This is a genomic window from Pantoea sp. B623 (assembly GCF_024814475.1).
Lineage (GTDB): Bacteria > Pseudomonadota > Gammaproteobacteria > Enterobacterales > Enterobacteriaceae > Pantoea > Pantoea ananatis.
The window spans coordinates 50036-71602 of the sequence record NZ_JANUXM010000002.1 but is presented as its reverse complement, the minus strand read 5'-3'; the positions used below and the strand labels follow the sequence as shown (position 1 = coordinate 71602).

The window sequence follows — 21567 nt, the reverse complement described above, 5'->3', positions numbered from 1 at the left end:
ATTAAGTGAGAAAACTATAAATGCGTTTATTAAGGGAAGAATACAGGTATAAAAGCACCATGCATGTGTAGAAATGCATAAGAGGTGAGGTATGGACTGGCAGGATTTACACTATTTTTTCGCCCTTGCCCGGCATGGCTCTCTGTCTGCCGCCGCCAGGGAGCTGGGCGTTGACCACGCCACTGTGAGCCGCCGGATTACTGCGCTCGAAAATTCGCTGGGTCTCAGGCTCACAGAGCGCCAGCCACGCCGTACCACGCTGACCGGGCACGGCCGGATTATTGCCTCCGGTGCTGACGAAATGTACCGCATTACAGATCGTATCCGAATCCAGGCGAGGTCACTGGTTGCCGAACCGGCCGCGCCTGTCAATATCAGCGCGTCACCTGCCGTTGCAGCACACCTTATTGCGCCTGCTGTAGCAGGCTTCACACGTAAACATCCGGGCATCACCCTGTCATTATCCGGCGTTTCGCACCATGTTCTTCTGAACAAAAGTGAGGCTGACATTGCGGTTCGTCTTGAAAGGCCTGACGATCCAGACCTTATGACAAGGCGTATAGGTACCATGCGCTTTGGTCTTTATGCTTCCCCGTTCTGGCAAGACATTCCTGAGGAAGAGTGGGTGTTTATTGCATATGACAGCACGCTTGCACATATCACGCAGCAGCAGTGGCTGGAATCGCTGCTAAACGGACGGCGTGTTATCTTCCGGGCAAGCGATCTGATGGCGCAGCAGCAGGCTGCCCGTAAAGGACTGGGCATCGTTACTTTACCCTGCTTTATGGGTGACAACGACGGCGAACTGGTCAGGCTGCAGGAGCATCTGCCTTCCCCCGTTAGGAACATCTGGCTGGTCGCCTATCCTGAGCTGAAACGTGATCACGCTGCTGTCGTGGTGATGGATTTCCTTGCTGAAATCATTGGCCGGTCATGCCCGCCTGACAGGAATGTCTGATTTCTGTTCCTGATAATTTCATATATAACATGAACGGCTGACACGGCTCTCCGTTAATTAATTTCGGTGCGAATTGAGTTATACCTCCGCGAAGTATGAGCTAACTGATCCGTTATCTTTTTACGCTTAGCTGGCGTTATCTGATGCAATCGTCCGCTTTGTGCCAGAAGCGGACATTCCAGACTTCAAGCAAAGTTAATTAGCGGGGAGCAGGTCATAATGACGCCAGCGCGCCAGACTCAATGAAGATGGCATCCAGCGATATGATAAGAAAAATCTGATTTATTAAGGCCATCTTTTAATAAAGATTCCGGCGCTTTAATCTCAGAGCGCTGCATTTACAGTTAAAGCAGTGCTTTTGGAAAATGATGATGCCCTTTAAACCAACCCGTTCTAAAGGAAACACCATGAAATTTAAATCGTTAGCATTGGCACTAAAAGCGTCAGCTCTGGCCCTCGTGGCCTTTACCGGATTTCAGGGAACGGCCTCGGCAGCAACAGCTCATGAAACCCTGATGTCCTCAGGTGCCGGTGCTGTGTCTGGTCCTTCAGTGATTGAAAAAATGGCATCCGGGAATAAAAACACTCAGGAAACGCTGGCACTGTCTAAAGGGCTGCGCATCAACCCCGCATGTGATGATGACGGCAGCCCGTGTCCGCATGATGACACCACTGATGATGCTTCCTGAATAAACAAAAATTTGCAGTAGCGTTCCGTTTTAACGGTTGAAATCTATGAAAAACCGCCAGACAAGGCGGTTTTTTTACGCCTTTTTCAGTATTGTTTACCTGTCTGGGCCAACCAGAAGGTTACAAATCATTGCGACTGAGCAGTACCAGCCTTATTGGCGTGCCGCAGACCTTTTGCCCCCATCGCTGTGGGGGACCAGTGCGGCGCAGTTGGATGACTATGATTTGCTACCACGAGGCATATACTGAGACGCATGAACGAAGACCCGCCATGTGTAACTTGCTGAGTCTGGCAGCCTTAAAGTCTTGAAAGATTAGTTGGCTTAGTCCTTCAGCCGGTGACGATAATGTTTCAGGACAACGAGTGTCACGATCTGACTGTAAATAAATCCGCCCAGCCCAGCTAATATTACGGTGCCGACTATGCCGCCAAAGTACGCTCCCGCGCCAGCGAGGACTCCGCAGAAAACGAGACCACACCAGGTCTGCCAGTGCCGGAAAGCTGATTTATACGCGCTCCGCCAACGCCTTCCACGCTCCCGCATAGATAAGTCTTTGAGTTCGGGGATACTTTTATAGGTCCAGTAGATTTTCATGGCGGAGTTCTCGTTCAGATGGTTAAGCGAAGGAAAACATAAAACGCCAGCACAGGAAAGGTTCTGTCAATAACAACCCTGACTGAAGTTGCGTCTGTCGTTGAGCGAATTCGTCAATCCATAGCCCGCATCCGGTTCTCCATGGCCGGCCACAAATGACACAGATATGGAAAAATCCCTGTCTGTAGCCGATCAACTTCTTTACAGGGCTAAGCATGAAGGCCGGAACAGGGTGATGATCTCTTGAGTAACAGTTCAGACACCCTGAACCAGGATTTTCATGACGCTGCCAGTTCCAGAATCGTGCCGCACAGATGGGATCGAGGATGTGAAGGCAGTCAGCGAATGCTTTCGCAAACAAAAAGCGGACTGGTTGCAGAATAAAATAACCAGTCTTTCTTACCATAGGGTTTTATCTTCAGCAACATTGTCCTGTCACGGTTGATAAAAAATTCAGGTAACCACATCTTCTGCTCGCTGAGGCTCATCGTCATTTGTGGCGAGTTCATGATCATCTCAGACCGAAAATGATAAAACTCTTTATTCTGTCCGTATGAAAATGAGATTGTCTTGTTCAGGTAAGATTTTGTTTTATCATTTTTATAAAAAATACCTGACACTGAGAGAAACCCTTTTCCGCCATCGAGATCTTGCGAGATGAGCAGGTCAAGCCGCTCTTCATTCCAGAAATAAGAGACGCTGGCTTTACACGAGATGACGTCCCCCCCCTGACGTTTTACAGGACAAAAAAGATAGAACAAAAAACACAGCGAAACGGGATAAATTATCTTATTCATCGTTAAAATTTTTCACGTAGTAGAAGGAACTGCAGTTTGCTCGCACACTGGTGTCAAGGAGATGCTGGCAGCTAAAATATGACAGTCTGTCAGAATTTTTATAAGCGGTAAGATAAACATAAGGTGCAGTTCTGCAATCTATTTTAAGCTGATCTATTTTTTTTAAAACATTTTCAGTGCTCAGTAACGCGTCCGACTTACTGTAAATTTTACAGCCTTTGTAATCTGTACTGTAACTGAATAATGCATTTTCATCATCCATCCCTGCCCTGAAGGAGAAAAAACAAACAATAATAAAAAAAAAGAGCGTGAATGACATTGTCGTCATAAGTTCTCTAAAGGATAAGGCTGACCAGAATGGACTGCTTCTGGAAAAAAAAGGCTGTGTGAGTCGCTTCTTTGCGGAGTGTATTACATTCTGCTTTTCTTCAGAAATTGTCTTCTTTAAGAGATTTTCATTATTCAGAAGGTTGCTGTTCTCATCGGGCCTGACAGCGTGAATGCCCTCTGCCTGCACGGTAACGGAAACCGGAGCAGAAATAATGTCTCTGGATATCGTTGTTTGCGGTGACAGAATAAACCCTTTGCGGGGCATAGTCCGGATAATATCTTCCTGAAGACCGGCTTTATTCAGTGCACGCCTAAGGGCTGATAAATTCTGATAGAGGGCCGTTGAGGCAGGCTCTGTTCCGAAACGACGCCATACAAAGTTATAAAATTTTTGATGTGTGACCAGCTGACCCGCGTTCTCAATCAGCAGCTCCAGGCACATTGAAGCCGATGCACTGATAATCACAGGCCTTCCCCTGCCGGTTATTATTTTTTTATCCGGTTCGAAAATCAGAAACTCGTTAATAGTGATTTTTCTGCTCAAGATATTCTCCAGTGGTGCGAAGGTTGGTTATAAAACCATGATAAGTGTAAGGATTAATTGATTTCAGATGTTACTGTTAAAAAATGAGCATAAAGCATAAAGCTTAAAACTGTATGAATCAATTTAAATGATCTTACTCAAATTTTTTTCGATGTTACATTCTTCTCGTTTTGCGTTTGATAGAAAGAAGAGAGATTTAAATAACTTATTGATTTTTATCAAAATAAATTAATAGAATAAAAAAATATAAAATAAAACATTTTCAGAGATTTCCAAAGATGCTTTTTTATCTCTACATCTCTAACATGCTGCTTGAAATTTTTTTGCCTGTATGAACGTGATGCTTAAGTATTAAAAGTAATCCGGGTAAATAAGCTGACTGTTTATTGTAAACAGTTTTTTTATGATCTTTAAGGAGAAGTAAGTGTTTAAGAAAACTCTAGTTGCTGGGATCGTTGCCTTGTCTGCACTATCCGCAAGCAGTGTATTTGCAGCACAGCAAAACAGTATTCGTTTCAAAGGGAGTGTGTCGGCTCAGACATGTAATATCAGCGTCAACGACTCAACTTCTGCAGCGCCTGTTATCCTTCTTCAGGCCGCAAAAGTCAGTGACCTTACGGCGGCGGGTAATACATCAACCCCCACAACTTTCAGCATGAAGCTGACAGGATGTGCTGATCCGGGAACCGCTGGGAAGGATATCAAAATTAACTTTGTATCCAATAATGTTGATGCTTCGGGCAACCTGAAAAATATTGCCACCACCTCTCCTGCGACTAACGTGGCTATTCAGTTACTGGATCCAGACAGTCAGGTCATCAATTTATCGTCCGGCCAGGCTACATCAAAAGCGTTTTCACTGCAATCAGGCGCTGACAGTGCAGAAGCGCAGTTTACCGCGCAGTATATTGCCACCGGTGCAGCTACAGCCGGTAATGTCGAGGCATCAGTCCAGTACGCCATCAATTACCTTTAATTAAATTGCCCCGCGAGTATTCGCGGGGCCGGAACGTATCATGAAAATTATGCCATTTATGAAGGCGATGTTGCTTTCATTATTCTTTATCAGTGGTTTGTCACAGGCTGCCGTTGTAATGAATGCCTCGAGGATCGTCATGGAAGGCAGAACGGAGAAAACCGTTACATTCGATAATACCAGTGACAACCCTTTCATTGTTCAGGTTGAATCTGATAACAGCGGGGAGCCAGATTTTGTAGCCATACCACCTGTATTCAAAATTAAAGAAAAAGGAGGTCAGACAGTAAAAATAAGATTGTTGTCTTCATCTCTTCCAGAGGATAAAGAGTCGCTTTTTTTTCTTAATTTCACTCAGATCCCCGGTGTAAAAAAAAGTGAAAGTGATGATAACCTTTTAAACGTTATCATTAAAAGTCGCCTGAAAATCATCTACAGACCTGAAGCAGTTAATGCGTTCTCCGCAAAAGATGAAGGTAAAGTGTCGTACCATATTCAGAACGGAAAGTTATCCATCAACAACCAGAGCCCGAATGTTCTTTCCATCAGAGGTATCAGTAATGGGAAACTGATGATCGCGGAAAATCTAACCCTTAAACCTGGTGATTCTTTTTCTAAAGATATTAAGGGTAATCCTGTCAGCGGTCCGCTTCATGCAGTAATGATTAATGATTACGGTACACCAGTAAACTTCCTGATCACCGATAGATAAATTGATGATTCCAGTGACATGAATATCAAGATTTTACCTTTTGTTTTTTCTTTCTGCGTTTTTTTTTCACATGCTGAAGAATATGAATTCAGCCCCGCTATGCTGAAGGCAAGTGGCCTGACTGGCGTTGCTGCTCTATCAGATGGGGATGCTTTTTATAAACCTGGAGAGTATGAGGTTTCTGTTTATCTGAATAATAAGCTGTATTCTAAAAGAACGCTCTTTTTTAAAATGAAAGGTGGAAACTTATCTCCGTTATTTACAGGTGACTTTATTAACGGTATGCCCCTGAAAAAAAAAGCAGTGGCTCTTGACGGGGATAAAAAATATTTTCTGGAATCAGTCATGCCCCAGTCAAAGGTTGTGCCTGAACTCTCTTCTCTGAGGGTCAATATTGCCGTTCCACAGTCTCTGCTGGAAACTCGACCGGATGACTACATTCCGGCGAGTGAGTTTGAGGCGGGCAGCATCGTTTTATTCTCAAACTATACAGTAAACCAGTATGAGTCGCACAGCGCCTATGGAGGCGTGCTGAGCTCAACATACCTGGGACTCAACAGCGGCTTTAATGTAGGCAACTGGCAGTTCCGGCAGCAGGGCAATTTCAGCCGTAACCGCTACGGTTCGTGGTGGAATTCATCGCGGTTGTATGTGAGACGCGGCTTACCCGCACTCAGAAGTGAACTGTCGCTCGGACAGCTCAGCTCGGGATCAGAGACTTTCAGCGGGCTCAGTTTCACGGGATTAAGCCTGAAGACGGACAACCGCATGTTACCCCCCTCGCTTGTTGGTTACGCCCCCATTGTAAAAGGGACGGCGCGAACTAACGCGAAAGTCGAGGTTTTTCAGAAGAAAAACAAGATTTATGAGACGACTGTACCACCGGGCGCCTTCAGCATTGATGACCTTGCACCTGCATTCTACGGCGGTGACCTGAGTGTCAGGGTAACGGAAAGTGACGGCAGTACAACCGAATATTCAGTACCTTATTCTACGCTGCCGGGTTCTGTCCGCCCGGATCGACTGGACTATGCATTTTCTGCCGGGGAAATTCGCGACTTTTCCCGCGACAACCAGTTTTCTGAACTATCTGTTAATTACGGTGCTTCCAATACGACGACGGCCAACAGTGGATTACGTATTGGTCGCGGTTACCAGGCTGTCAACGGTGGGGCCGTTTACTCATCATCGCTCGGAGCCTTCGGGGGTTCCGCAACCTGGTCAAATGCCAGGCTGAGAAATGGCAGTGCCACGCAGGGATGGATGGTTAATACCCAGTACAGTAAAACACTGGGGCCGACCGGAACCACGATCAGTTTTGCCGGTTACCGGTATTCCACAAAGGGTTACAGGGACCTTCAGGACATTGTCGCGCTGAATAATTCTGACACACCGCTGTCGTCGGTAGAGGGGGGAACGTTCATGCAAAAAAATCGTCTGCAGGTCAACATAAGCCAGCCTTTGGGCGGACTTGGAAGCATTTATATTACAGGTTCATCACAGAATTACTATGACGGACGAAACAAAGACACCTCTTATCAGCTCGGGTACAACACGGCCCTGCCTTACGGTATTCACATGGATTTCAGCATTTCCAGACAGTACCGCACCCGGTTATCTGACGCGCAGAGATGGGGTGAGGCTAACGATAATTCACACAAGGAATATTACAAAGATACTCAGTTTGCTCTTAATTTTTCCGTGCCGCTCGGGCGCGATACCCGTAATACGACGCTGTCCTCGACCTACCTCAGCAGTAACAATCAACGCAGCTACCAGACATCACTGTCTGGCAGCGCAGGCACGGACAATAATACCCAGTGGGGCGTCAACTACAGCCGTGACAGTACGGGCAGCGGTACGGGTCTTAATCTGGCCACCGTTCTGCCCAAAGCCAATGTGAGCGGAACGGTTTCAAAATCTCCCGGCAGCTGGCAGGCATCGGGTTCCGTGAGCGGCGCGGTCGCAGTTCACAGTGGCGGGATAACCCTGGGCCATACCGTAAGCGATACCTTTGCCATCGTGGAAGCCAAAGGGGCTGAGGGTGCCACGGTGCTGAACGGCCAGAATATCAAAATCGACAGTTCAGGTTACGCCATCGTTCCCTCACTGATGCCGTACCGACGTAACAACATCAACCTTGATGCACCGGAAGGTGAGTCCGCTGAAGTCGATATCATCGACAGTCATCGTGTAGTTACTCCCTATGCGGGCTCAGTCAACCGGGTGGTCTTCAGAACACGCGAGGGAATACCGGTCATGATGCAGCTGAAACGACGGGATGGCAGCTACGTTCCTCTGGGATCAGATATCTTCGATTCCAGTGGCAATAGTGTTGCGACGGTCAGCCAGGCCGGGAACACGTACCTGCGCCTGGAAAACGATGAGTCGCTGAGCGCCCGTTGGGGCAGTGCACCGGATGAACAGTGTGGCATCCACTACGCGCCGGTGAATATAAAGTCCGCAAAGGCACTCAATTATGTCACTGCAGCCTGCGAATAAGGTCATAAACATGAAAAAACATGCAACTATTTTTCCCCTGCTGATGGCGACGTTCTTTACATCGTCAGCTCTGGCAAGATGTGAATCTGTCCCGCACGGCTCCCCTGGAGGCGATGCTCAGGGAGGTGTGCCCCTCAGCTACGGGACCATAAAACTTACCCCGGAAGAGTTCATGCCAGTCGGGCTGATAGGCGTCACAAATGTGAGCGTGGGGCAGGCCCAGGCATTTCAGACAAGACAGGGCCCGGATACGTTGTTGTATATCTGCGACGCTGCCGATCAGGGTAAAACCTTTGAAAACTTTGCCACCAACGGAGATGAAAGCACGGGGGGATACAACGGCAACAGTGAAGGCGTCTACCAGACTTTTTTTCCCTTTATTGGCATAAAGCTTATCCGCGATAAAGACGGTAAGGTGTTTTCAAGATACTGGCAGCAGTCTCCCATATCGGGACACAGAGCCGGGAACAAGCTTTATTTTTATGCGAGCGATTTCAGCAGTGTCACGGCAGAGATATACCGCTTACCCGCCACAATGCGGGGCAAGTCCTCTGCGGACTGGTCAAAATGCGGCGGTCCTGCGGCCGATGATTCCCGCGGCATTACCTACACGTGTACGCAGCCCAATGGCTATACGGTTTTTGTCGGCCCCGGCTGGAATGACGCCCGAGATATCAAGCCCGGCAGCGACAGCAATACCCACTGGGGTGGCTTCAGCGCCAGTAACTGGATTGGCTTTGGGATGCACTACGCTGCGGATAATTCCTTCACACAGACACAATGGGGATGCCGTGTTTTCAACTACACCAATCCTGTAACTCTTCCTCCGGTCACTCTCAGTGAACTGAAGGCTGGCGTAGAAAGAGGCGCTAACTTTAATGTCACTTACAGGTGTGGAGGAACAGCCATTGCTCAGCTTATTGACAGGTTTGCGGGAGTGGGACCCAATAAAATATCGGTTGCATTCAGTACTAACCACCCCGTACCGGGGAATGGGGTTATGTGGTCGCGTTATACATTATCGGATAATGACGGTCAGGATGGCTATGCTTCAAATGTAGGTATCGGCATATCTGTTGCGGGTAAGGAAGTCGGGTTTTTAACCAACGTAAATACGGATCAGGGAGTTGGATGGTTTTCTCCACTCGACGGGGTCGTCTCCCGTTCAAACAACGGCAATAATCAGGTGGATATTACGTCACAGTATTTCGCATTTTACGGCATCATTGACCCGTCTAAACCAGTCATACCCGGTCAGGTTGACGCGACAGCCTATATTAATGTGAGGTACTGGTAATGAGACACATGGTTCACCTTTTCAGCGTAGTCTTCATGCTTATTTCACTCGGGGTCCACGCAACGGTTGTTCCTTTGCAGGACAGGGTGCTGTTCAGCAGTACCGACAGCGACAGGCGCCTGCTCATCGTCAACAATGACGGACAAGCGCCGGTGCTTCTTCAGAGCTGGATTGATGACGGTGCTACAGGTGATATAAACAAAGAAAAAAACTATCCTTTTGTGGTCATTCCGGCGGTGGCCCGGATGGCACCGGGTACGATTTTAAACCTGAAGATACTGCCCACGGAAAAAATCAGTGAATTACCAAGAGACCGTGAGTCCGTCTTCTGGATCAACCTCTATGAAATACCGGGCGTCAAGCAAACTAAGCAATCGCACCATATAAATAAAATAGAGGTCGGATTAAACTCGCAGCTGAAGATTATTTACCGGCCATTCAAAGAAGCCATGAATATTAACACTACGGGTGAATCCATAGGGTTACGTTTAACGGACGGTGGAAAATCACTGGAAATAACTAATCCTACACCGTATTACATTACGCCTGTTTCGGTAAAGATAAAGTCGCCTGACGCCGGGCAGTCAGTAACACTTGGCATGAATAGGTTGATTGCACCTTTCAGTCATAAGCGATTTAAATTATCAGAAGCTGTAAACAGTAAAATGACGTCTGTTGAATACACCCTCGTAGATGATGTCGGGAAAAATGCCAGTTTTATGAAGGTGCTTAATTAAAATTTAAAAATAAATGTCTGTTTTCTGGTAGTCAACCTGCTCTGGCGACGGGGCTCATATGATTGTTTAATTAATTTAAAAATGGAGGAACCGTGACGTTTATGGATAACGCTCAGCGCTGTCTGTCATTCACCGAGAAGGAAGTTGCAGTGACCTGGTTCTTTATGACCGGCATGACCATGAAGGAGATTGCCGAATGGTCCGGGATACCCGAAAAATCAGTCAGCTATTACAAAAGGAGGGTAATGAAAAAAATTGGGGCAGAAAACAACAATGAATTTATTATCTGGTTTTTAGAAAACAGAAAGAATTACCAAGGGGGCCGCGCGGAATCCGGTATTCTGCGTCGCAGAACCCCCGCCTCCCGGAATTAACGGATAAAGGACTTCGCATGTCAGTTTACGGTAAAGGAATTAAATTAATCCTCTCCTTCTGGCTCTGTTTCAGCGTGCTTACAGGCTGCAGTACGCAAACATCCCAACGCGTCAGCATGAAGGATTATTTGCTGGACAAGACCCAATCCTCAGCAGCACAAAACGAACGGATACGTTTCCTGGTCTTTCATTACACGGCAGTCGACGAGGCCACCTCGCTGAAACTGCTTACCGGCGAGAGCGTCAGCGCACACTATCTGATTTCAGATCAGACAGACAGCCGCACAGACAAACCTGTCGTCTACCGGCTGGTCAGTGAAAACAGACGTGCCTGGCACGCCGGTGTAAGCAACTGGAACGGGCGGGTCAACCTGAATGACTCCTCGGTAGGAATTGAAATAGTGAATCCGGGTTTCACGGAAGACATGCTGGGACACAAGACATGGTATCCCTTCAGACCGCAGCAGATCAGTGCGCTGGCTGCGCTGGCTAAAGAGATCATCCGGCGCTATGGCATCACGCCGGATAACGTGCTCGGCCACAGCGACATCGCGCCGCTGCGTAAACAGGATCCCGGTAAACTGTTTCCGTGGAAAGCGCTGGCCGCGCAGGGCGTGGGGGCGTGGCCTGAACCGCTGCGGGTGCAGAAGTACCTGGCCGGACGGGCACCGGATGCGCCTGCCGATGTCCTGACTCTTCAGACGGCGCTCAGGCGTTACGGTTATGACCGGATCCCGCTCAGCGGCGTCCTGGATGATGAGACCCGGAAAACCGTCCGTGCGTTTCAGATGCATTTCAGGCCGGAAAACACCGACGGCACACCCGATGCAGAAACCCTGGCCATTGCACAGGCGCTCAATGAGCAGTACCGCCCTGCCCCGCAATGACGATGCGCCATTCATCATGCCCGCAGATCTGTCCGCAGCCTCCCGGCGATGTTTACTTGATGGCGGAACATCAGTGACGGTCTGATCGCCGGATGGTCCCCGTCCCGTAAACTCAGAAAGCAGCCCTGAGGTGAAATGCCCCGGGCTGTCAGTCAGAACGTGAGGCCTCATGAACAGGCCGGAGAATGTAAGCAGGCCGGCGTCAGTCATGACCGTCGGCGCAGTCAGGCAGTACCTGAAAAAGCGTGTCGTCACGGCGCAGAACGAGGCAGTGCGGCTTGTCAGACTTGCTCTGGGTGAGCGACGGTCAGGGGGCGGAACCCTCCGCCAGTGAAAGTCCGTGCGGACAGGGGAACCGGGCCGGAACGGTGAAAGACGGGTGCGCCGCCTGTTATACCCAGTCTTCCAGGGTCAGGCCCGGCACCCGCTCAAACTCCCGCGTATTATTCGTCACCAGAATGGCACCGGCGGCGATGGCGTGCCCGGCGATGGCCGTGTCGTTCGGGCCGATCGGCGTGCCGGCCAGCCTCAGTGCCACTTTGATATCAGTGGTGGCGTCCACTGCGGGACGGTCCCACGGAAGGATGGCGTCGAGGCGGGCGCAGAACGCCTCAACCAGCTGCGCGTGGCGCGGCGAGGCCTTCGGACCGGTGGCGCCAAAGCGCATTTCGGCATAGGTGATGGCTGAGACCACGATACGGTGGCCGCGGAGCACCGCCTGCTCAAGGCGCTTCAGCACCGCTTCCGGCTGCTCGCGCATGATGAACGAGCAGATGTTCGTGTCGAGCATATAAATCCTGTTCACAGGTCAAACCGTCCTTCGTCGCTGACGACGTCCCCGCGCTCCGCCATGAAGTCCGGGTCGGCTTTTTCGAGCTCCGAGAATGAGCCCCAGGTCGGCCGGACGGGACGCAGAATGATGCTGTCCCCTTCCCGGACGATCTCCAGCTCGCTCACCCCGTCAAAATCCAGGTCACGGGGCAGACGGATGGCACGGTTGCTGCCGTTTTTAAAAATCGAAACTGTTCGCATGGTTTTCCTCCTGGTGATCATGCATGACGCTTTATCACATATGTGTAGTATATGCCTGTCAGGTGTATTTGTATATGTTTTACATATGCAGATGTCAGGCATATGGATATGTCAGGTATAGTCTTTCTTCTCGCATTTTCAGCTGAGATCCGAAAAAAGCCTGAACCGGATCTTTCCTCCTGAGCGGCGGTTTTCTGCGCAGCACACCACATGTTGTGGCTCACCCATCTGAACACGACACAACATAGGGGATGCGTCAGCGGAAACCCGCCCGGAAAACCCCGCTTCCGCCCGCCCCGCCGCCGTGCTACCCTTCCGGTTACTGCCATAATCGGAAAAAGTCGGATCCGTTGAAGAACGGCTTCCGGTAATTGCAGTGCGGGAATATAAGCAGGTTATCCGTCATATGGGTGATTATAAAATAGGTTATTTGTTCGGGCGTGACCGTCATGTGGGTGTCAGTTACTCAGGAAAATAAATGGGGTCTGATAATCTTGTGTCGAACTTTTATGAATGAATCAGTGAAGCGTCAGTGACAATATCTGTACGGATATGTTTGCTGCGTAACTGTTCAGGGCGTTACCGGTTTTGATGAGCAGAAGGCAGTGGCGGGATCTGTTATTACTTCAGCGTCCTGTATCGCTGCCTGATGCTCAGCTCCGGTTTCTGACAGTCCTCAGGACAGAACCATGCTGCTGCTCAGTGCGGGCACCGCGTGAGGGCGGATCGTCTTTAAGGAAAAGGAGGATGAATGGACCGTATTACTCACGGGCGGCCGGAGGGCGCCAGCGCATTGGAAGAGATGCGGTTCAGGGAAAATGAAAATGCGTGGCTGCTGACTCTGCCGGAAATACAGACGGAAGGACATCTTATACCGGCCTGCAAGATAGTCGCTGTCCGGACTGTAGGTGGCGATCGCTATGAGGATGGGCTTTCATGCACGCTTTTTCTCAGTTGCCAGTATGAAGGCAATACCCTGGACCAGACTTTTGCGGCTGTGCTGAGAACCTACATCCGTCCGGACGACAGTGAGTATTCATTTCTGGATCTGACCGGCGGGGATTTCGTTATTGACAGCAGACTGAGGGGGCGCGGTTTGGGATCCTGGATCATGCAGCAGCTTGTCTGCTGGGCCAGAACCCTGCCCGCGGATATGCGTGTTCGCCGTATCAGTCTTTCAGTCCGGGACGATGCTGATGAAGAAAATTACCTGCGGCGTGAGAACTTCTGGCGCGGGCTGGGTTTCCGGTTTGCAGAGAACAGTGATGAGTCCTTTTCTTTGCGTATCCGTGATCTCCGGTTCCCCAGAGGCCGGCGCTCTTCGCTGGCTGCCGTTCGCCTGGACCTGGCCGTCAGCGAGCTGAGCCGGACGTGCACGCAACAACAGGAAGAGCTTGATTACCTGAAGGCGAAAGTGGCAAGGCAGGCTGAACGTATCTGCTTCCTGACTGAACGTCAGTGGAAGGAGCGTCTTGTCACGGGACTGTGGGCCGGGCTGTTTTATCTGCTGAACAGGGCAGACCGCCTGTTTGAAAGAACGAAGGCGGGCAGGACGGACGGCCAGCCTGATGACCTGAAGCCTTCACAACGGAGACATGACAATCAAGACTGACCTGCAGATTTACCCGACACAGGCGTCCGCGGCGACCCCTGCTTTACTGCCTGTCGCGATCGATTATCCGGCGGCGCTGGCGCTGCGACAGATGGCGGCGCTGATTGACGACTTACCCAGATACCTGCTGGCGCCGGAGGTCAGTGCCCTGCTGCATTACGTACCGGACCTGCACCGGAAGATGCTGCTGACCACCATGTGGAACACCGGCGCGCGCATCAACGAGGCGCTGGCCCTGACGCGGGCCGACTTCACCCTGACGCCGCCCCACCCGTTTGTGCAGCTGGCCACCCTGAAACAACGTGGTGAGAAGGCGGCCCGTGGCCCCGGGCGCGCACCGTCCGGGGTGGTGCCGCACCGGCTGGTTCCGCTGTCCGATCCGCAGTACATCGCCCAGCTGGAGATGATGGTCGCCACGCTGCGGATCCCGGTCGAACGGCGCAATCCTGACACCGGCCGGACGGAAAAGGTGCGGCTCTGGAGCGTGACCGACCGCACCGTCAGGACCTGGATCAATGAAGCCGTGGCGGCCGCTGCGGCCGACGGTGTGACCTTCTCGGTGCCGGTAACGCCGCACACTTTCCGGCACAGCTACGCCATGCACATGCTTTACGCGGGGATTCCGCTCAAGGCGCTGCAGAGCCTGATGGGTCACAAGAGCCTGAAGTCAACGGAGGTCTATACGAAAGTGTTTGCGCTGGACGTGGCGGCGCGTCACCGGGTGCAGTTTCACATGCCGGGTAATGAAGCGGTGGCGATGCTGAGGAAGGAATGACGGCGGGTATACTCTATTTGGCCTGTGTGTTTTTACAGGCCAATAATATCAGTACGCGGTTTAAATTGGCTATTAATATATTGGCTACTTAAAATGACCATTTTTTTAATCCGTAAAGAAATTATGGTCAAAAGTAGAGCATTGGGGCTTCAAGTTTCGATTGGTATAGTAACTTAAGGTACTATAAAATCAGTAACTAAAATGATTGTGCGCTATTAAGTTTCATGCTATTGAAAATTTCTATCAGTTCAAACTAAGCTTAAGGAATTGAGTAACATAAATGGTTTTTCAGCTAATAATTTTAGTGTGGAATTATTTGTTTTTGATGCTCATCATCAGAGATGGTTTCGTGGCCAGCAGGATCTCTCAAAAATAGGTTTGACTGTTTTTCTGGTTGCATACAGTTTATACTGTGAGTGTTAATCAATGGAGGTTCATATGAACAACCAAAATCTTTTATCTCAAGAACAGATTGCTGCTTACCTTCGAGACTCTAGTGAGTCCGGAAGTGTACATCTTCGTGGTTCAAGGGATGAACGTCGTGCTCAGTTCCGGGCAATGCGTGCTTCAGATCGAGAAAAGGAAGGCTTGACCGTTGGCAAAGATCACCATTTCGCGCGTTGAGATTGCAAATAAATTTGCTACCACAAGCGACAAATTCGGATTTGATCAAGATGTTGTCGACTCTTATGAAGACGACATTCTTGATCTTCAGGAATTATGGGAAACCCAAGGTTACATAGAAGTTTTCGATAATGCCGTCCATAATCGCATTGCATATGGAATGGTAAAATCCTCTATTTCTGATCCTGGTGCATCACCTGCTTATGATGATTTCTATCATGCGCGTGTCCTTAAAGATGAAAATGACCCACTTGTAATCATCACTTTTAAAGGTGAGATTATCCCTCAGCAACAATATGAAAAGGCTGTTATTTTAACCATGATTGATCATGATTTTATGTTCATGCCTTATGGAAAAAAAACTAGAATCTTGAAAGATCAACAGCGTAAATACGTACGACACCACATCGACAAAGACAATAAGTAAAATTCCACATAAATTCTTATCTTAGTTCTTCCCCCAAAACTGCGTTGTCCTTTTCCTTAAGAAACTATTCATACTTGCACTGTTAAAACAATTTCCCAAAATGCCCTGCCCTGCCCTGCCCTGCCCTGCCCTGCCCTGCCCTGCCCTGCCCTGCCCTGCCCTGCCCTGCCCTGCCCTGCCCTGCCCTGCGATATGCCCATTAACTTTATAGGTACCTATCGTATACACGATGTGTATCTAATGGATGTTCTTTGTGTGCCTTTTGAGTATCCAACGTGTTCTCATTGAGTACATGATTTACTTGCACGTAATATTATTCAGTGATATAAAAGATTGATTCGTAGATATTCATTGAATATCTAACGAATATCCTAAGTGGTTTTGTTGTGCGCATTAAATGTATACATGGCGCATTTGTTAGATATACAAACGGTGGCTAATATGACAGTTATTGTAATGGCACATAACAAGGGTGGGGCAGGAAAGACTACTTCAGCTGTACATGTTGCAGGTGAACTGAAACCAGCTAAAGCTCTAGATTTAGATACTCACAAGGGCCTTTCAATTATTCATGGTTTACGTCCAGAAGAAAGGCAGATCCCCATTTCAATTCCTGAAACTCAAGAAGAGTTGGTACAAGAAATTAGCCCGTTTAAAGACAGCGATGATATCTTATTTATCGATTGTGGTGGCTTCGACTCCGATATGACTCGTACAGCCGTCGCTTTTGCAGACCTGATTATCGTCCCAGCTAAAGATTCTCTGACCGAGAGAATAGGGCTCATGAGTTTTGACAGGGTGCTAGGAGAGATAAGTGAAATCATAGGACAACATGTAGAGGCTCATTTGTTCCTATGCAAAACTAACCCTAACAAAAAGCACTACCCAAAATTAGAGGCTTTGCTTCCATCGTTCAATCACATCAAATTAATGAAGAGCCGGCTGTCGTACCGCACGCAAGACTTCGAAGAAACAATCGAAACGGGGTTTGGTATAACCGAGTCTGTTCATGGTCGCGTTACTGCAGGTGGTAAAGAAGTTATTTCAATGGTGGAAGAAATGGTAGAGATTATTCAAAGCAAGTAAGTACACATAAGGCTCACAAAGAATACACAATGTGTATTTATGGTGTATGCTATGTATATCTTTCGAATATCTATTGAATATCCTATGGTGTACCAATGAATAAAAAGCTCGATTTCGCAAATCAACATGAAAAGCTTGCTGGGTTAATGAGTTCAGCAAAGCTCAAAACCTCACCGACCCAAACTGAGAAAAATGCCGTCGATCCTAAGCAAGTCGCCAAAAGCAAAGCTCGGAGCAAAAATCTCAGGGCTGTGCCCGAAACCTATTTTGAAGCCCATGCTCAACTAAAGGCCTCCAACAAAACATCGCTCGATTTCAGTGCTTATATTCTGGAAGCGCTGCGTGAGAAGCTTGAAAATGACGGAGCCCTGGAAAATTAATAAAAAGCAGACAAAAGAGTACAAGATAGATATCTAAAGAGCGCATTTTGCATACGCTTTGTGTATGCAAAGAATATCTAATGCATATCTGATGTGCATTTTAGGTGTACTTAAAAGCTTTCAGATAATTCTTTAGACTATTAGATAATGTACTCATATGGAGGTATCAATGAACAAAGTTTTATTACTGGTATCAGGATATCTGGGGATAAAAAAGCTCACGGGCAAAGACAGAAAAAGTGCGGCTGAATGGGGCTTTTTACTCGGAATGGCGTGTATAGCTCCACTTCTGTTAGGGGTTATCGAAAGTGTGATTGCCAAAGTGGTACTCCAGCTGTTTTGGGGCGTTTTTATCACCCGATCAGCTTTTCTGGCCAATGATACCTGGAAAAAGAACAAGCAGCAGCGCTGAAACCTGAGCTTAAGTTTCCGATGAACCTCTGCGCGCAGCTTAACGACAGTCTAAAAATTAATAATCAAGGCAGGCACCATGAGCAGCTTCAGCGATATCCGGCCGGTTAACATTACTCACGAAGGGTTTGACCGCAGCCACAATGGCCAGTATTTCCAGACCAAAGACCTGGATATGGAATACGGCATGGCCGATTACTGTATCTTTAACGGACAGCTCTACAGGAATGTCAGTGATGCCGGGGCAGGGGAGTCCGCCGCGGTGCCTGTGCCGCATACGGGCACAGTCGATATCTACACATCGGTTAAAGAGTGCAATCAAAAGCTGATTTACTGGGTGGAATACCAGCTCGTGTTTGAAGCAGGCAAACTCATGACCGTCGTGCTTATCGACAAAACGCTGCAGGAAGATCTGCGTGACCTCTCTAAACTTCGGCCGTCTAAACCGGCCAACAGGGTGGAAGTCACGATCAGCGTGAAAGAGCTGAGTGGGGCAAGACAGCGAGCATTTGCGGCCTCGCTGACGGACGAGAAACTGTCACGCATCCGCGATATTCTCGGCGAGCCGACGGCATCCATTTTCTTTCCCGCTGTACCCGTAGTGGCAGGGAATAACGATCCGTTCTTACGCTTCTCGTCAGTCATGACGGTGGCATCTGTGGTACAGAGCATGGAAGATTTACGAAGCGCCGCCGACGAAAACCTGAATGTCATCTCCCCCACAGGTGACAGGATCGTACTTATTGATGAGTTACACTCAAAATAAGGACTCCACCGGTTCAGTCCTGATGACATGAAGTCTGAATGACGTTCGCACAGTCACCTGCTCTGTGCGCTGGTTCAGATTACCCGGGCAACCGGTATATCGCTCCAGCGCGTCGTCCACGCCGGTGACAGCATGTCCCGCTTCATCTTCCACTCCGTATCAATTCCCTGACCCGCAAACCATACCCGTCCCAGGCCTGACTGGTTAATGCCGTCCAGCACCTGCATCAGCTGTGCGCTGTTCTCCCGCGGCCGGTTGTCGTCAAACAGGTTGAGCTGGCTGACGCCGTGAGGCGTGAAGTCATCAAGCATGACACCGGCCTTCATGTACCGGTGGCCATCAATCCAGATGCGGTCCAGTGCGCGCATGGCCACGCCGATAATGTCCCGCGTGTCCTGCGTGGGCAGGGTGAGTTTTTCCCCGGCCGTATTGCCGTAGAATGTCTCGCCGACGGCATGCGGCGATGTCCGGACAAACACGCTGATGTGCCTGCAGTACTGGCGTTCGCCCCGCAGCTTCTCAGCGGCGCGCGTGGCGTACTGGCACAGGGCCTGCTGCATGGCCACTTTGGTGGTAATGCGTGAACCGAAACTGCGGCTGCAGACAATCTGCTGCTTTGCCGGCGGCATCTCCTCGAGGGGAATGCACGCTTCGCCGTTCAGCTCCCGCACCGTCCTTTCCAGCACCACCGAAAAGTTCTTCCGGATGAAGGCGGGGTGCGTGCGTGCCAGCTCGAGCGCGTTGGTGATGCCGAGCAGGTTCAGTTTTTTACCGACGCGGCGCCCGACGCCCCAGATTTCCTCGACCGGCTGGCGCATCAGCAGCGCCTCGGTCCGCTTCGGGTTCCCGGGCGTCAGCGCCAGCACGCCCTTAAACTGCGGCCACTCTTTAGAGGCCCACTGGGCTGATTTGGCGAGCGTTTTGGTCGGTCCGATGCCGGCGCCAATCGTCAGTCCGGTTCTGGCCAGAACATGGGCGCGCAGCCGGTGGCCGAAGTGCTCAAAGTCCTCACAGCCATCGATGCCGGTCAGATCGAGGAACATTTCATCGATGGAGTACTGCTCGACTCTGGGCGTCATTTCCTCAAGTGCTGACATGGTTCTCTGCGATAATGAATGATATAAGGCGTAGTTTGAGCTGAAAATGTGAACCTTTTCAGAAAAATCCAGCGCTTTTAACTGAAACCACGGCACCCCCATTTTTATGCCCAGGGCTTTGGCCGCTTTGCTTCTTGCTATGACGCAGCCGTCGTTGTTCGAAAGGACGACGACAGGTTTTCCCCGCAAATCAGGCCGGAAAAGGGCCTCACAGGACGCATAGAAGCTGTTGACGTCAGCCAGACCAAACATCGGCATGATTACCTCCGGCGCGCCTCGGTATTGTGGAAAAACCAGGTGACCACGCCCAGCAGGTGCAGCTCCTCCGGGTAAATCACCGGATAGGCCGGGTTCATCGGGCGCAGGGCAATCTGTGGGTGCAGCTGCAGGCGCTTGACGGTGAACTCCCCGCCGACCTCCGCGATGACGATGTCACCGTGGGTGGCTTCCTTCGCGCGATCGACGACCATCACGTCCCCGTCGTACAGGCCCAGGTCTTCCATACTGCTGCCGCTGGCGCGCACGAAAAACGTGGCGGCCCGGTGTGTGATGCAGAGCTCGTTCAGGTCCAGCTCGCTTTCGACATAATCGGTGGCAGGGGAGGGGAACCCGGCGGCGCAGCGCTCAACAAACAGCGGGATGCGCATCACGGGACGGATGTCGGCAGGCCTGAATACCGTCAGTCCGCCCCGGGAGGACGTCGCTTTCATGGTGCCGTTCTCCGGACTGAATGGCCTGAGGCCGGGGCGGTTGTGAGTGAGTCTGACATAGTAAATTTCCCCCCCTAAATAACACTGTATATAAAAACAGTATTATTGAGCCGGAGGCGCATGGCAAGAGGAACGAAACGGTACTCTGCCAAAGGGATGCCTATGTTACTGAGCAGGCTAATTATTTTTTTGTCGGGCAGTTTCAGTCAGGGGAGAGCGTAAGCAGTCTTTGCAGGCCCAGGTGAAGTGACGCTTCCTCGACACGGCTGTTCGTTCCTCGCTCCGCTGCGGTACGCCTCAGCCATGTTCTGCGGCGAGCGTTGCCGGCTCACGTTTTAAGGGCGGTATTATCTGGCTGTGTGAAAGTTGAACAGGGCAGGTGCATGTTTTATGCTCGGGTGAAAATCACGGACGAAGGAAGCTTTTATGGATGAGCATGAATCAGTGGGCCGTTTTCTGGCGGCCTTGCTGGCCGAATACGACATGAGCGTGGACAAATTCTGCCGGCGTTCGAGGCTGCCGGAGCATGAGGTCCGGCTTATTCTGCGGGACAGACTGACGGTCACGCCTGCCGTTGCAGAAAAGCTGGGCCGCGTATTTTACTCGCCCGGCTTCTGGATGGTCCGTCAGGCGATGTCGGAACTCAGGAAACTCAGTCAGGGAAGTTAAAAAAGCCCGGGCAACCGGGCAATAAGGACCAGTAACTACCATCATGAGTCTTTTGGAAACTCACAGCACACTCATGATAACTAACGTACCGTGAAGTGGTACTCTGAAAATTTGTCAGTCTGTAAGAAGGCGTTACCGCCTACACCCCAGACCGCTCCTGAGAGAGCCGGATTAAGGCTTTCGGTCCTGAGAGGCATCCGGTTCAGTTGCGCAGTTCAGGTTTTTTGTCTGAAGCATTCCGTCTCATTTTAAAGCCTGCCGGTAATCAGAAAAAAATCACTGACGAAAAGCGCACGGCAAATATTGCGCTCAGGATGAAGTGCGCCAGAAAAATGGCAAAAGCGATGCCGCCGAGTAAGACACCCAGAAAGGAGTGCTTCTCCTTAAGGATGAACGTCAGGCCGGACAGCACCGCCAGTGAAAGAAGGGCCTGCAGTACATGACTCACCGGGATCACCCAGTAATGGCCTGCATATGCACCAGCCTTGCTGATGGCCACAATCAGCGCGGTTCCGCCGAATCCCCATCCCCAGAATGTTTTCGCCAGACTTAATTTTCCTGTCACAAGCGCCTTAAAC

24 protein-coding genes are annotated in these 21567 nt (G+C 50.0%); 17 read left to right on the top strand and 7 right to left on the bottom strand.

Going from position 1 to position 21567, the window contains the following annotated elements; all coding sequences use genetic code 11:
• Positions 1–91 precede the first annotated feature (91 nt).
• Entirely contained in the window at positions 92–958 is an 867-nt protein-coding gene (locus tag NXS97_RS00420; protein WP_259231529.1) for a LysR family transcriptional regulator, read from the top strand.
• Between the two features lie 365 nt (positions 959–1323).
• Positions 1324–1647: a hypothetical protein gene (locus NXS97_RS00415; RefSeq protein WP_259231528.1), complete on the top strand. Its 324-nt coding sequence runs from the start codon at positions 1324–1326 to the stop codon at positions 1645–1647.
• A gap of 935 nt (positions 1648–2582) precedes the next feature.
• Here the strand turns inward: NXS97_RS00415 and NXS97_RS00410 are convergent.
• Positions 2583–3041 carry a hypothetical protein gene (locus NXS97_RS00410; RefSeq protein ID WP_259231526.1) on the bottom strand — a complete coding sequence of 153 codons (459 nt, stop codon included), beginning with the start codon at positions 3039–3041 and terminating at the stop codon, positions 2583–2585.
• A complete protein-coding gene (locus tag NXS97_RS00405; protein ID WP_259231525.1) occupies positions 3034–3915 on the bottom strand; it encodes a winged helix-turn-helix domain-containing protein in 882 nt (293 codons plus the stop codon). Before NXS97_RS00405 ends, NXS97_RS00410 begins: the two co-directional genes overlap by 8 nt.
• Positions 3916–4339: 424 nt before the next feature.
• On the opposite strand from NXS97_RS00405, the gene NXS97_RS00400 reads away from it, so the two are divergent.
• From NXS97_RS00400 to NXS97_RS00370, 7 genes are all read left to right on the top strand, one after another.
• On the top strand, positions 4340–4891 hold the full coding sequence (locus tag NXS97_RS00400) for a fimbrial protein (protein ID WP_259231524.1): 552 nt from the start codon (positions 4340–4342) through the stop codon (positions 4889–4891).
• 40 nt (positions 4892–4931) lie between these two features.
• Positions 4932–5603 carry a molecular chaperone gene (locus NXS97_RS00395; RefSeq protein WP_259231523.1) on the top strand — a complete coding sequence of 224 codons (672 nt, stop codon included), beginning with the start codon at positions 4932–4934 and terminating at the stop codon, positions 5601–5603.
• Between the two features lie 18 nt (positions 5604–5621).
• Positions 5622–8105: a fimbria/pilus outer membrane usher protein gene (locus NXS97_RS00390; RefSeq protein ID WP_259231521.1), complete on the top strand. Its 2484-nt coding sequence runs from the start codon at positions 5622–5624 to the stop codon at positions 8103–8105.
• A gap of 10 nt (positions 8106–8115) precedes the next feature.
• Complete coding sequence (locus NXS97_RS00385) at positions 8116–9402, top strand: fimbrial protein (protein WP_259231519.1); 1287 nt, start codon at positions 8116–8118, stop codon at positions 9400–9402.
• Entirely contained in the window at positions 9402–10139 is a 738-nt protein-coding gene (locus tag NXS97_RS00380) for a molecular chaperone (protein WP_259231517.1), read from the top strand. The genes NXS97_RS00385 and NXS97_RS00380 overlap by 1 nt, the downstream gene beginning before the upstream one ends.
• 101 nt (positions 10140–10240) lie before the next feature.
• Positions 10241–10513, top strand: coding sequence for a helix-turn-helix transcriptional regulator (locus NXS97_RS00375; protein WP_259231516.1), 273 nt, complete (start codon positions 10241–10243; stop codon positions 10511–10513).
• Between the two features lie 17 nt (positions 10514–10530).
• Entirely contained in the window at positions 10531–11400 is an 870-nt protein-coding gene (locus NXS97_RS00370; RefSeq protein ID WP_310504045.1) for an N-acetylmuramoyl-L-alanine amidase, read from the top strand.
• A gap of 391 nt (positions 11401–11791) precedes the next feature.
• Here the strand turns inward: NXS97_RS00370 and NXS97_RS00365 are convergent, their stop codons facing one another.
• Entirely contained in the window at positions 11792–12205 is a 414-nt protein-coding gene (locus tag NXS97_RS00365) for a type II toxin-antitoxin system VapC family toxin (protein ID WP_259231514.1), read from the bottom strand.
• On the bottom strand, positions 12202–12432 hold the full coding sequence (gene vapB / locus NXS97_RS00360; protein WP_259231513.1) for a type II toxin-antitoxin system VapB family antitoxin: 231 nt from the start codon (positions 12430–12432) through the stop codon (positions 12202–12204). Before vapB ends, NXS97_RS00365 begins: the two co-directional genes overlap by 4 nt.
• 751 nt (positions 12433–13183) lie before the next feature.
• On the opposite strand from vapB, the gene NXS97_RS00355 reads away from it, so the two are divergent.
• The 7 genes from NXS97_RS00355 (at position 13184) to NXS97_RS00325 (ending at position 18513) form a co-directional block, all read left to right on the top strand.
• The gene (locus NXS97_RS00355) at positions 13184–14044 is read left to right on the top strand and encodes a GNAT family N-acetyltransferase (protein WP_259231512.1); all 861 of its coding nucleotides are present in this window, start codon (positions 13184–13186) and stop codon (positions 14042–14044) included.
• Positions 14028–14819 carry a site-specific integrase gene (locus tag NXS97_RS00350; RefSeq protein ID WP_259231511.1) on the top strand — a complete coding sequence of 264 codons (792 nt, stop codon included), beginning with the start codon at positions 14028–14030 and terminating at the stop codon, positions 14817–14819. Before NXS97_RS00355 ends, NXS97_RS00350 begins: the two co-directional genes overlap by 17 nt.
• A 595-nt stretch (positions 14820–15414) precedes the next feature.
• Entirely contained in the window at positions 15415–15870 is a 456-nt protein-coding gene (locus tag NXS97_RS00345; protein ID WP_259231510.1) for a hypothetical protein, read from the top strand.
• 441 nt (positions 15871–16311) lie between these two features.
• Positions 16312–16956: a ParA family protein gene (locus NXS97_RS00340; protein ID WP_259231508.1), complete on the top strand. Its 645-nt coding sequence runs from the start codon at positions 16312–16314 to the stop codon at positions 16954–16956.
• Between the two features lie 95 nt (positions 16957–17051).
• Positions 17052–17336 (top strand): molecular chaperone GroEL, encoded by a 285-nt coding sequence (locus NXS97_RS00335; RefSeq protein ID WP_259231507.1) that lies wholly within the window; start codon positions 17052–17054, stop codon positions 17334–17336.
• 169 nt (positions 17337–17505) lie between these two features.
• On the top strand, positions 17506–17748 hold the full coding sequence (locus tag NXS97_RS00330) for a hypothetical protein (RefSeq protein ID WP_210526113.1): 243 nt from the start codon (positions 17506–17508) through the stop codon (positions 17746–17748).
• A gap of 78 nt (positions 17749–17826) precedes the next feature.
• Positions 17827–18513, top strand: a complete 687-nt coding sequence (locus NXS97_RS00325) for a hypothetical protein (protein ID WP_259231506.1) — start codon at positions 17827–17829, stop codon at positions 18511–18513.
• Between the two features lie 74 nt (positions 18514–18587).
• On the opposite strand, the gene umuC is transcribed toward NXS97_RS00325, so the two are convergent.
• Together umuC and umuD are read right to left on the bottom strand one after the other, a co-directional pair.
• The gene (gene umuC, locus NXS97_RS00320) at positions 18588–19862 is read right to left on the bottom strand and encodes a translesion error-prone DNA polymerase V subunit UmuC (RefSeq protein ID WP_259231573.1); all 1275 of its coding nucleotides are present in this window, start codon (positions 19860–19862) and stop codon (positions 18588–18590) included.
• Positions 19863–19870: 8 nt separating this feature from the next.
• Positions 19871–20320, bottom strand: a complete 450-nt coding sequence (gene umuD / locus NXS97_RS00315) for a translesion error-prone DNA polymerase V autoproteolytic subunit (protein WP_259231505.1) — start codon at positions 20318–20320, stop codon at positions 19871–19873.
• 426 nt (positions 20321–20746) lie between these two features.
• Between umuD and NXS97_RS00310 the strand changes: the two genes are divergently transcribed.
• The gene (locus NXS97_RS00310) at positions 20747–20989 is read left to right on the top strand and encodes an XRE family transcriptional regulator (protein WP_259231504.1); all 243 of its coding nucleotides are present in this window, start codon (positions 20747–20749) and stop codon (positions 20987–20989) included.
• A 265-nt stretch (positions 20990–21254) separates the two neighbouring features.
• On the opposite strand, the gene NXS97_RS00305 is transcribed toward NXS97_RS00310, so the two are convergent.
• A complete protein-coding gene (locus NXS97_RS00305; RefSeq protein WP_259231503.1) occupies positions 21255–21554 on the bottom strand; it encodes a hypothetical protein in 300 nt (99 codons plus the stop codon).
• Between the last annotated feature and the right edge of the window lie 13 nt (positions 21555–21567).

What these genes read in the sequence shown, in the direction of transcription:
- NXS97_RS00420 (WP_259231529.1), top strand. Translation starts at nt 92, where the DNA reads ATGGACTGGCAGGATTTACACTATTTTTTCGCCCTTGCCCGGCATGGC.
- NXS97_RS00415 (WP_259231528.1), top strand. Translation starts at nt 1,324, where the DNA reads ATGATGATGCCCTTTAAACCAACCCGTTCTAAAGGAAACACCATGAAA.
- NXS97_RS00410 (WP_259231526.1), bottom strand. Translation starts at nt 3,041, where the DNA reads ATGAATAAGATAATTTATCCCGTTTCGCTGTGTTTTTTGTTCTATCTT.
- NXS97_RS00395 (WP_259231523.1), top strand. Translation starts at nt 4,932, where the DNA reads ATGAAAATTATGCCATTTATGAAGGCGATGTTGCTTTCATTATTCTTT.
- NXS97_RS00390 (WP_259231521.1), top strand. Translation starts at nt 5,622, where the DNA reads ATGAATATCAAGATTTTACCTTTTGTTTTTTCTTTCTGCGTTTTTTTT.
- NXS97_RS00385 (WP_259231519.1), top strand. Translation starts at nt 8,116, where the DNA reads ATGAAAAAACATGCAACTATTTTTCCCCTGCTGATGGCGACGTTCTTT.
- NXS97_RS00380 (WP_259231517.1), top strand. Translation starts at nt 9,402, where the DNA reads ATGAGACACATGGTTCACCTTTTCAGCGTAGTCTTCATGCTTATTTCA.
- NXS97_RS00375 (WP_259231516.1), top strand. Translation starts at nt 10,241, where the DNA reads ATGGATAACGCTCAGCGCTGTCTGTCATTCACCGAGAAGGAAGTTGCA.
- NXS97_RS00370 (WP_310504045.1), top strand. Translation starts at nt 10,531, where the DNA reads ATGTCAGTTTACGGTAAAGGAATTAAATTAATCCTCTCCTTCTGGCTC.
- vapB (WP_259231513.1), bottom strand. Translation starts at nt 12,432, where the DNA reads ATGCGAACAGTTTCGATTTTTAAAAACGGCAGCAACCGTGCCATCCGT.
- NXS97_RS00355 (WP_259231512.1), top strand. Translation starts at nt 13,184, where the DNA reads ATGGACCGTATTACTCACGGGCGGCCGGAGGGCGCCAGCGCATTGGAA.
- NXS97_RS00350 (WP_259231511.1), top strand. Translation starts at nt 14,028, where the DNA reads ATGACAATCAAGACTGACCTGCAGATTTACCCGACACAGGCGTCCGCG.
- NXS97_RS00340 (WP_259231508.1), top strand. Translation starts at nt 16,312, where the DNA reads ATGACAGTTATTGTAATGGCACATAACAAGGGTGGGGCAGGAAAGACT.
- NXS97_RS00335 (WP_259231507.1), top strand. Translation starts at nt 17,052, where the DNA reads ATGAATAAAAAGCTCGATTTCGCAAATCAACATGAAAAGCTTGCTGGG.
- NXS97_RS00330 (WP_210526113.1), top strand. Translation starts at nt 17,506, where the DNA reads ATGAACAAAGTTTTATTACTGGTATCAGGATATCTGGGGATAAAAAAG.
- NXS97_RS00325 (WP_259231506.1), top strand. Translation starts at nt 17,827, where the DNA reads ATGAGCAGCTTCAGCGATATCCGGCCGGTTAACATTACTCACGAAGGG.
- umuC (WP_259231573.1), bottom strand. Translation starts at nt 19,862, where the DNA reads ATGTTTGGTCTGGCTGACGTCAACAGCTTCTATGCGTCCTGTGAGGCC.
- umuD (WP_259231505.1), bottom strand. Translation starts at nt 20,320, where the DNA reads ATGAAAGCGACGTCCTCCCGGGGCGGACTGACGGTATTCAGGCCTGCC.
- NXS97_RS00310 (WP_259231504.1), top strand. Translation starts at nt 20,747, where the DNA reads ATGGATGAGCATGAATCAGTGGGCCGTTTTCTGGCGGCCTTGCTGGCC.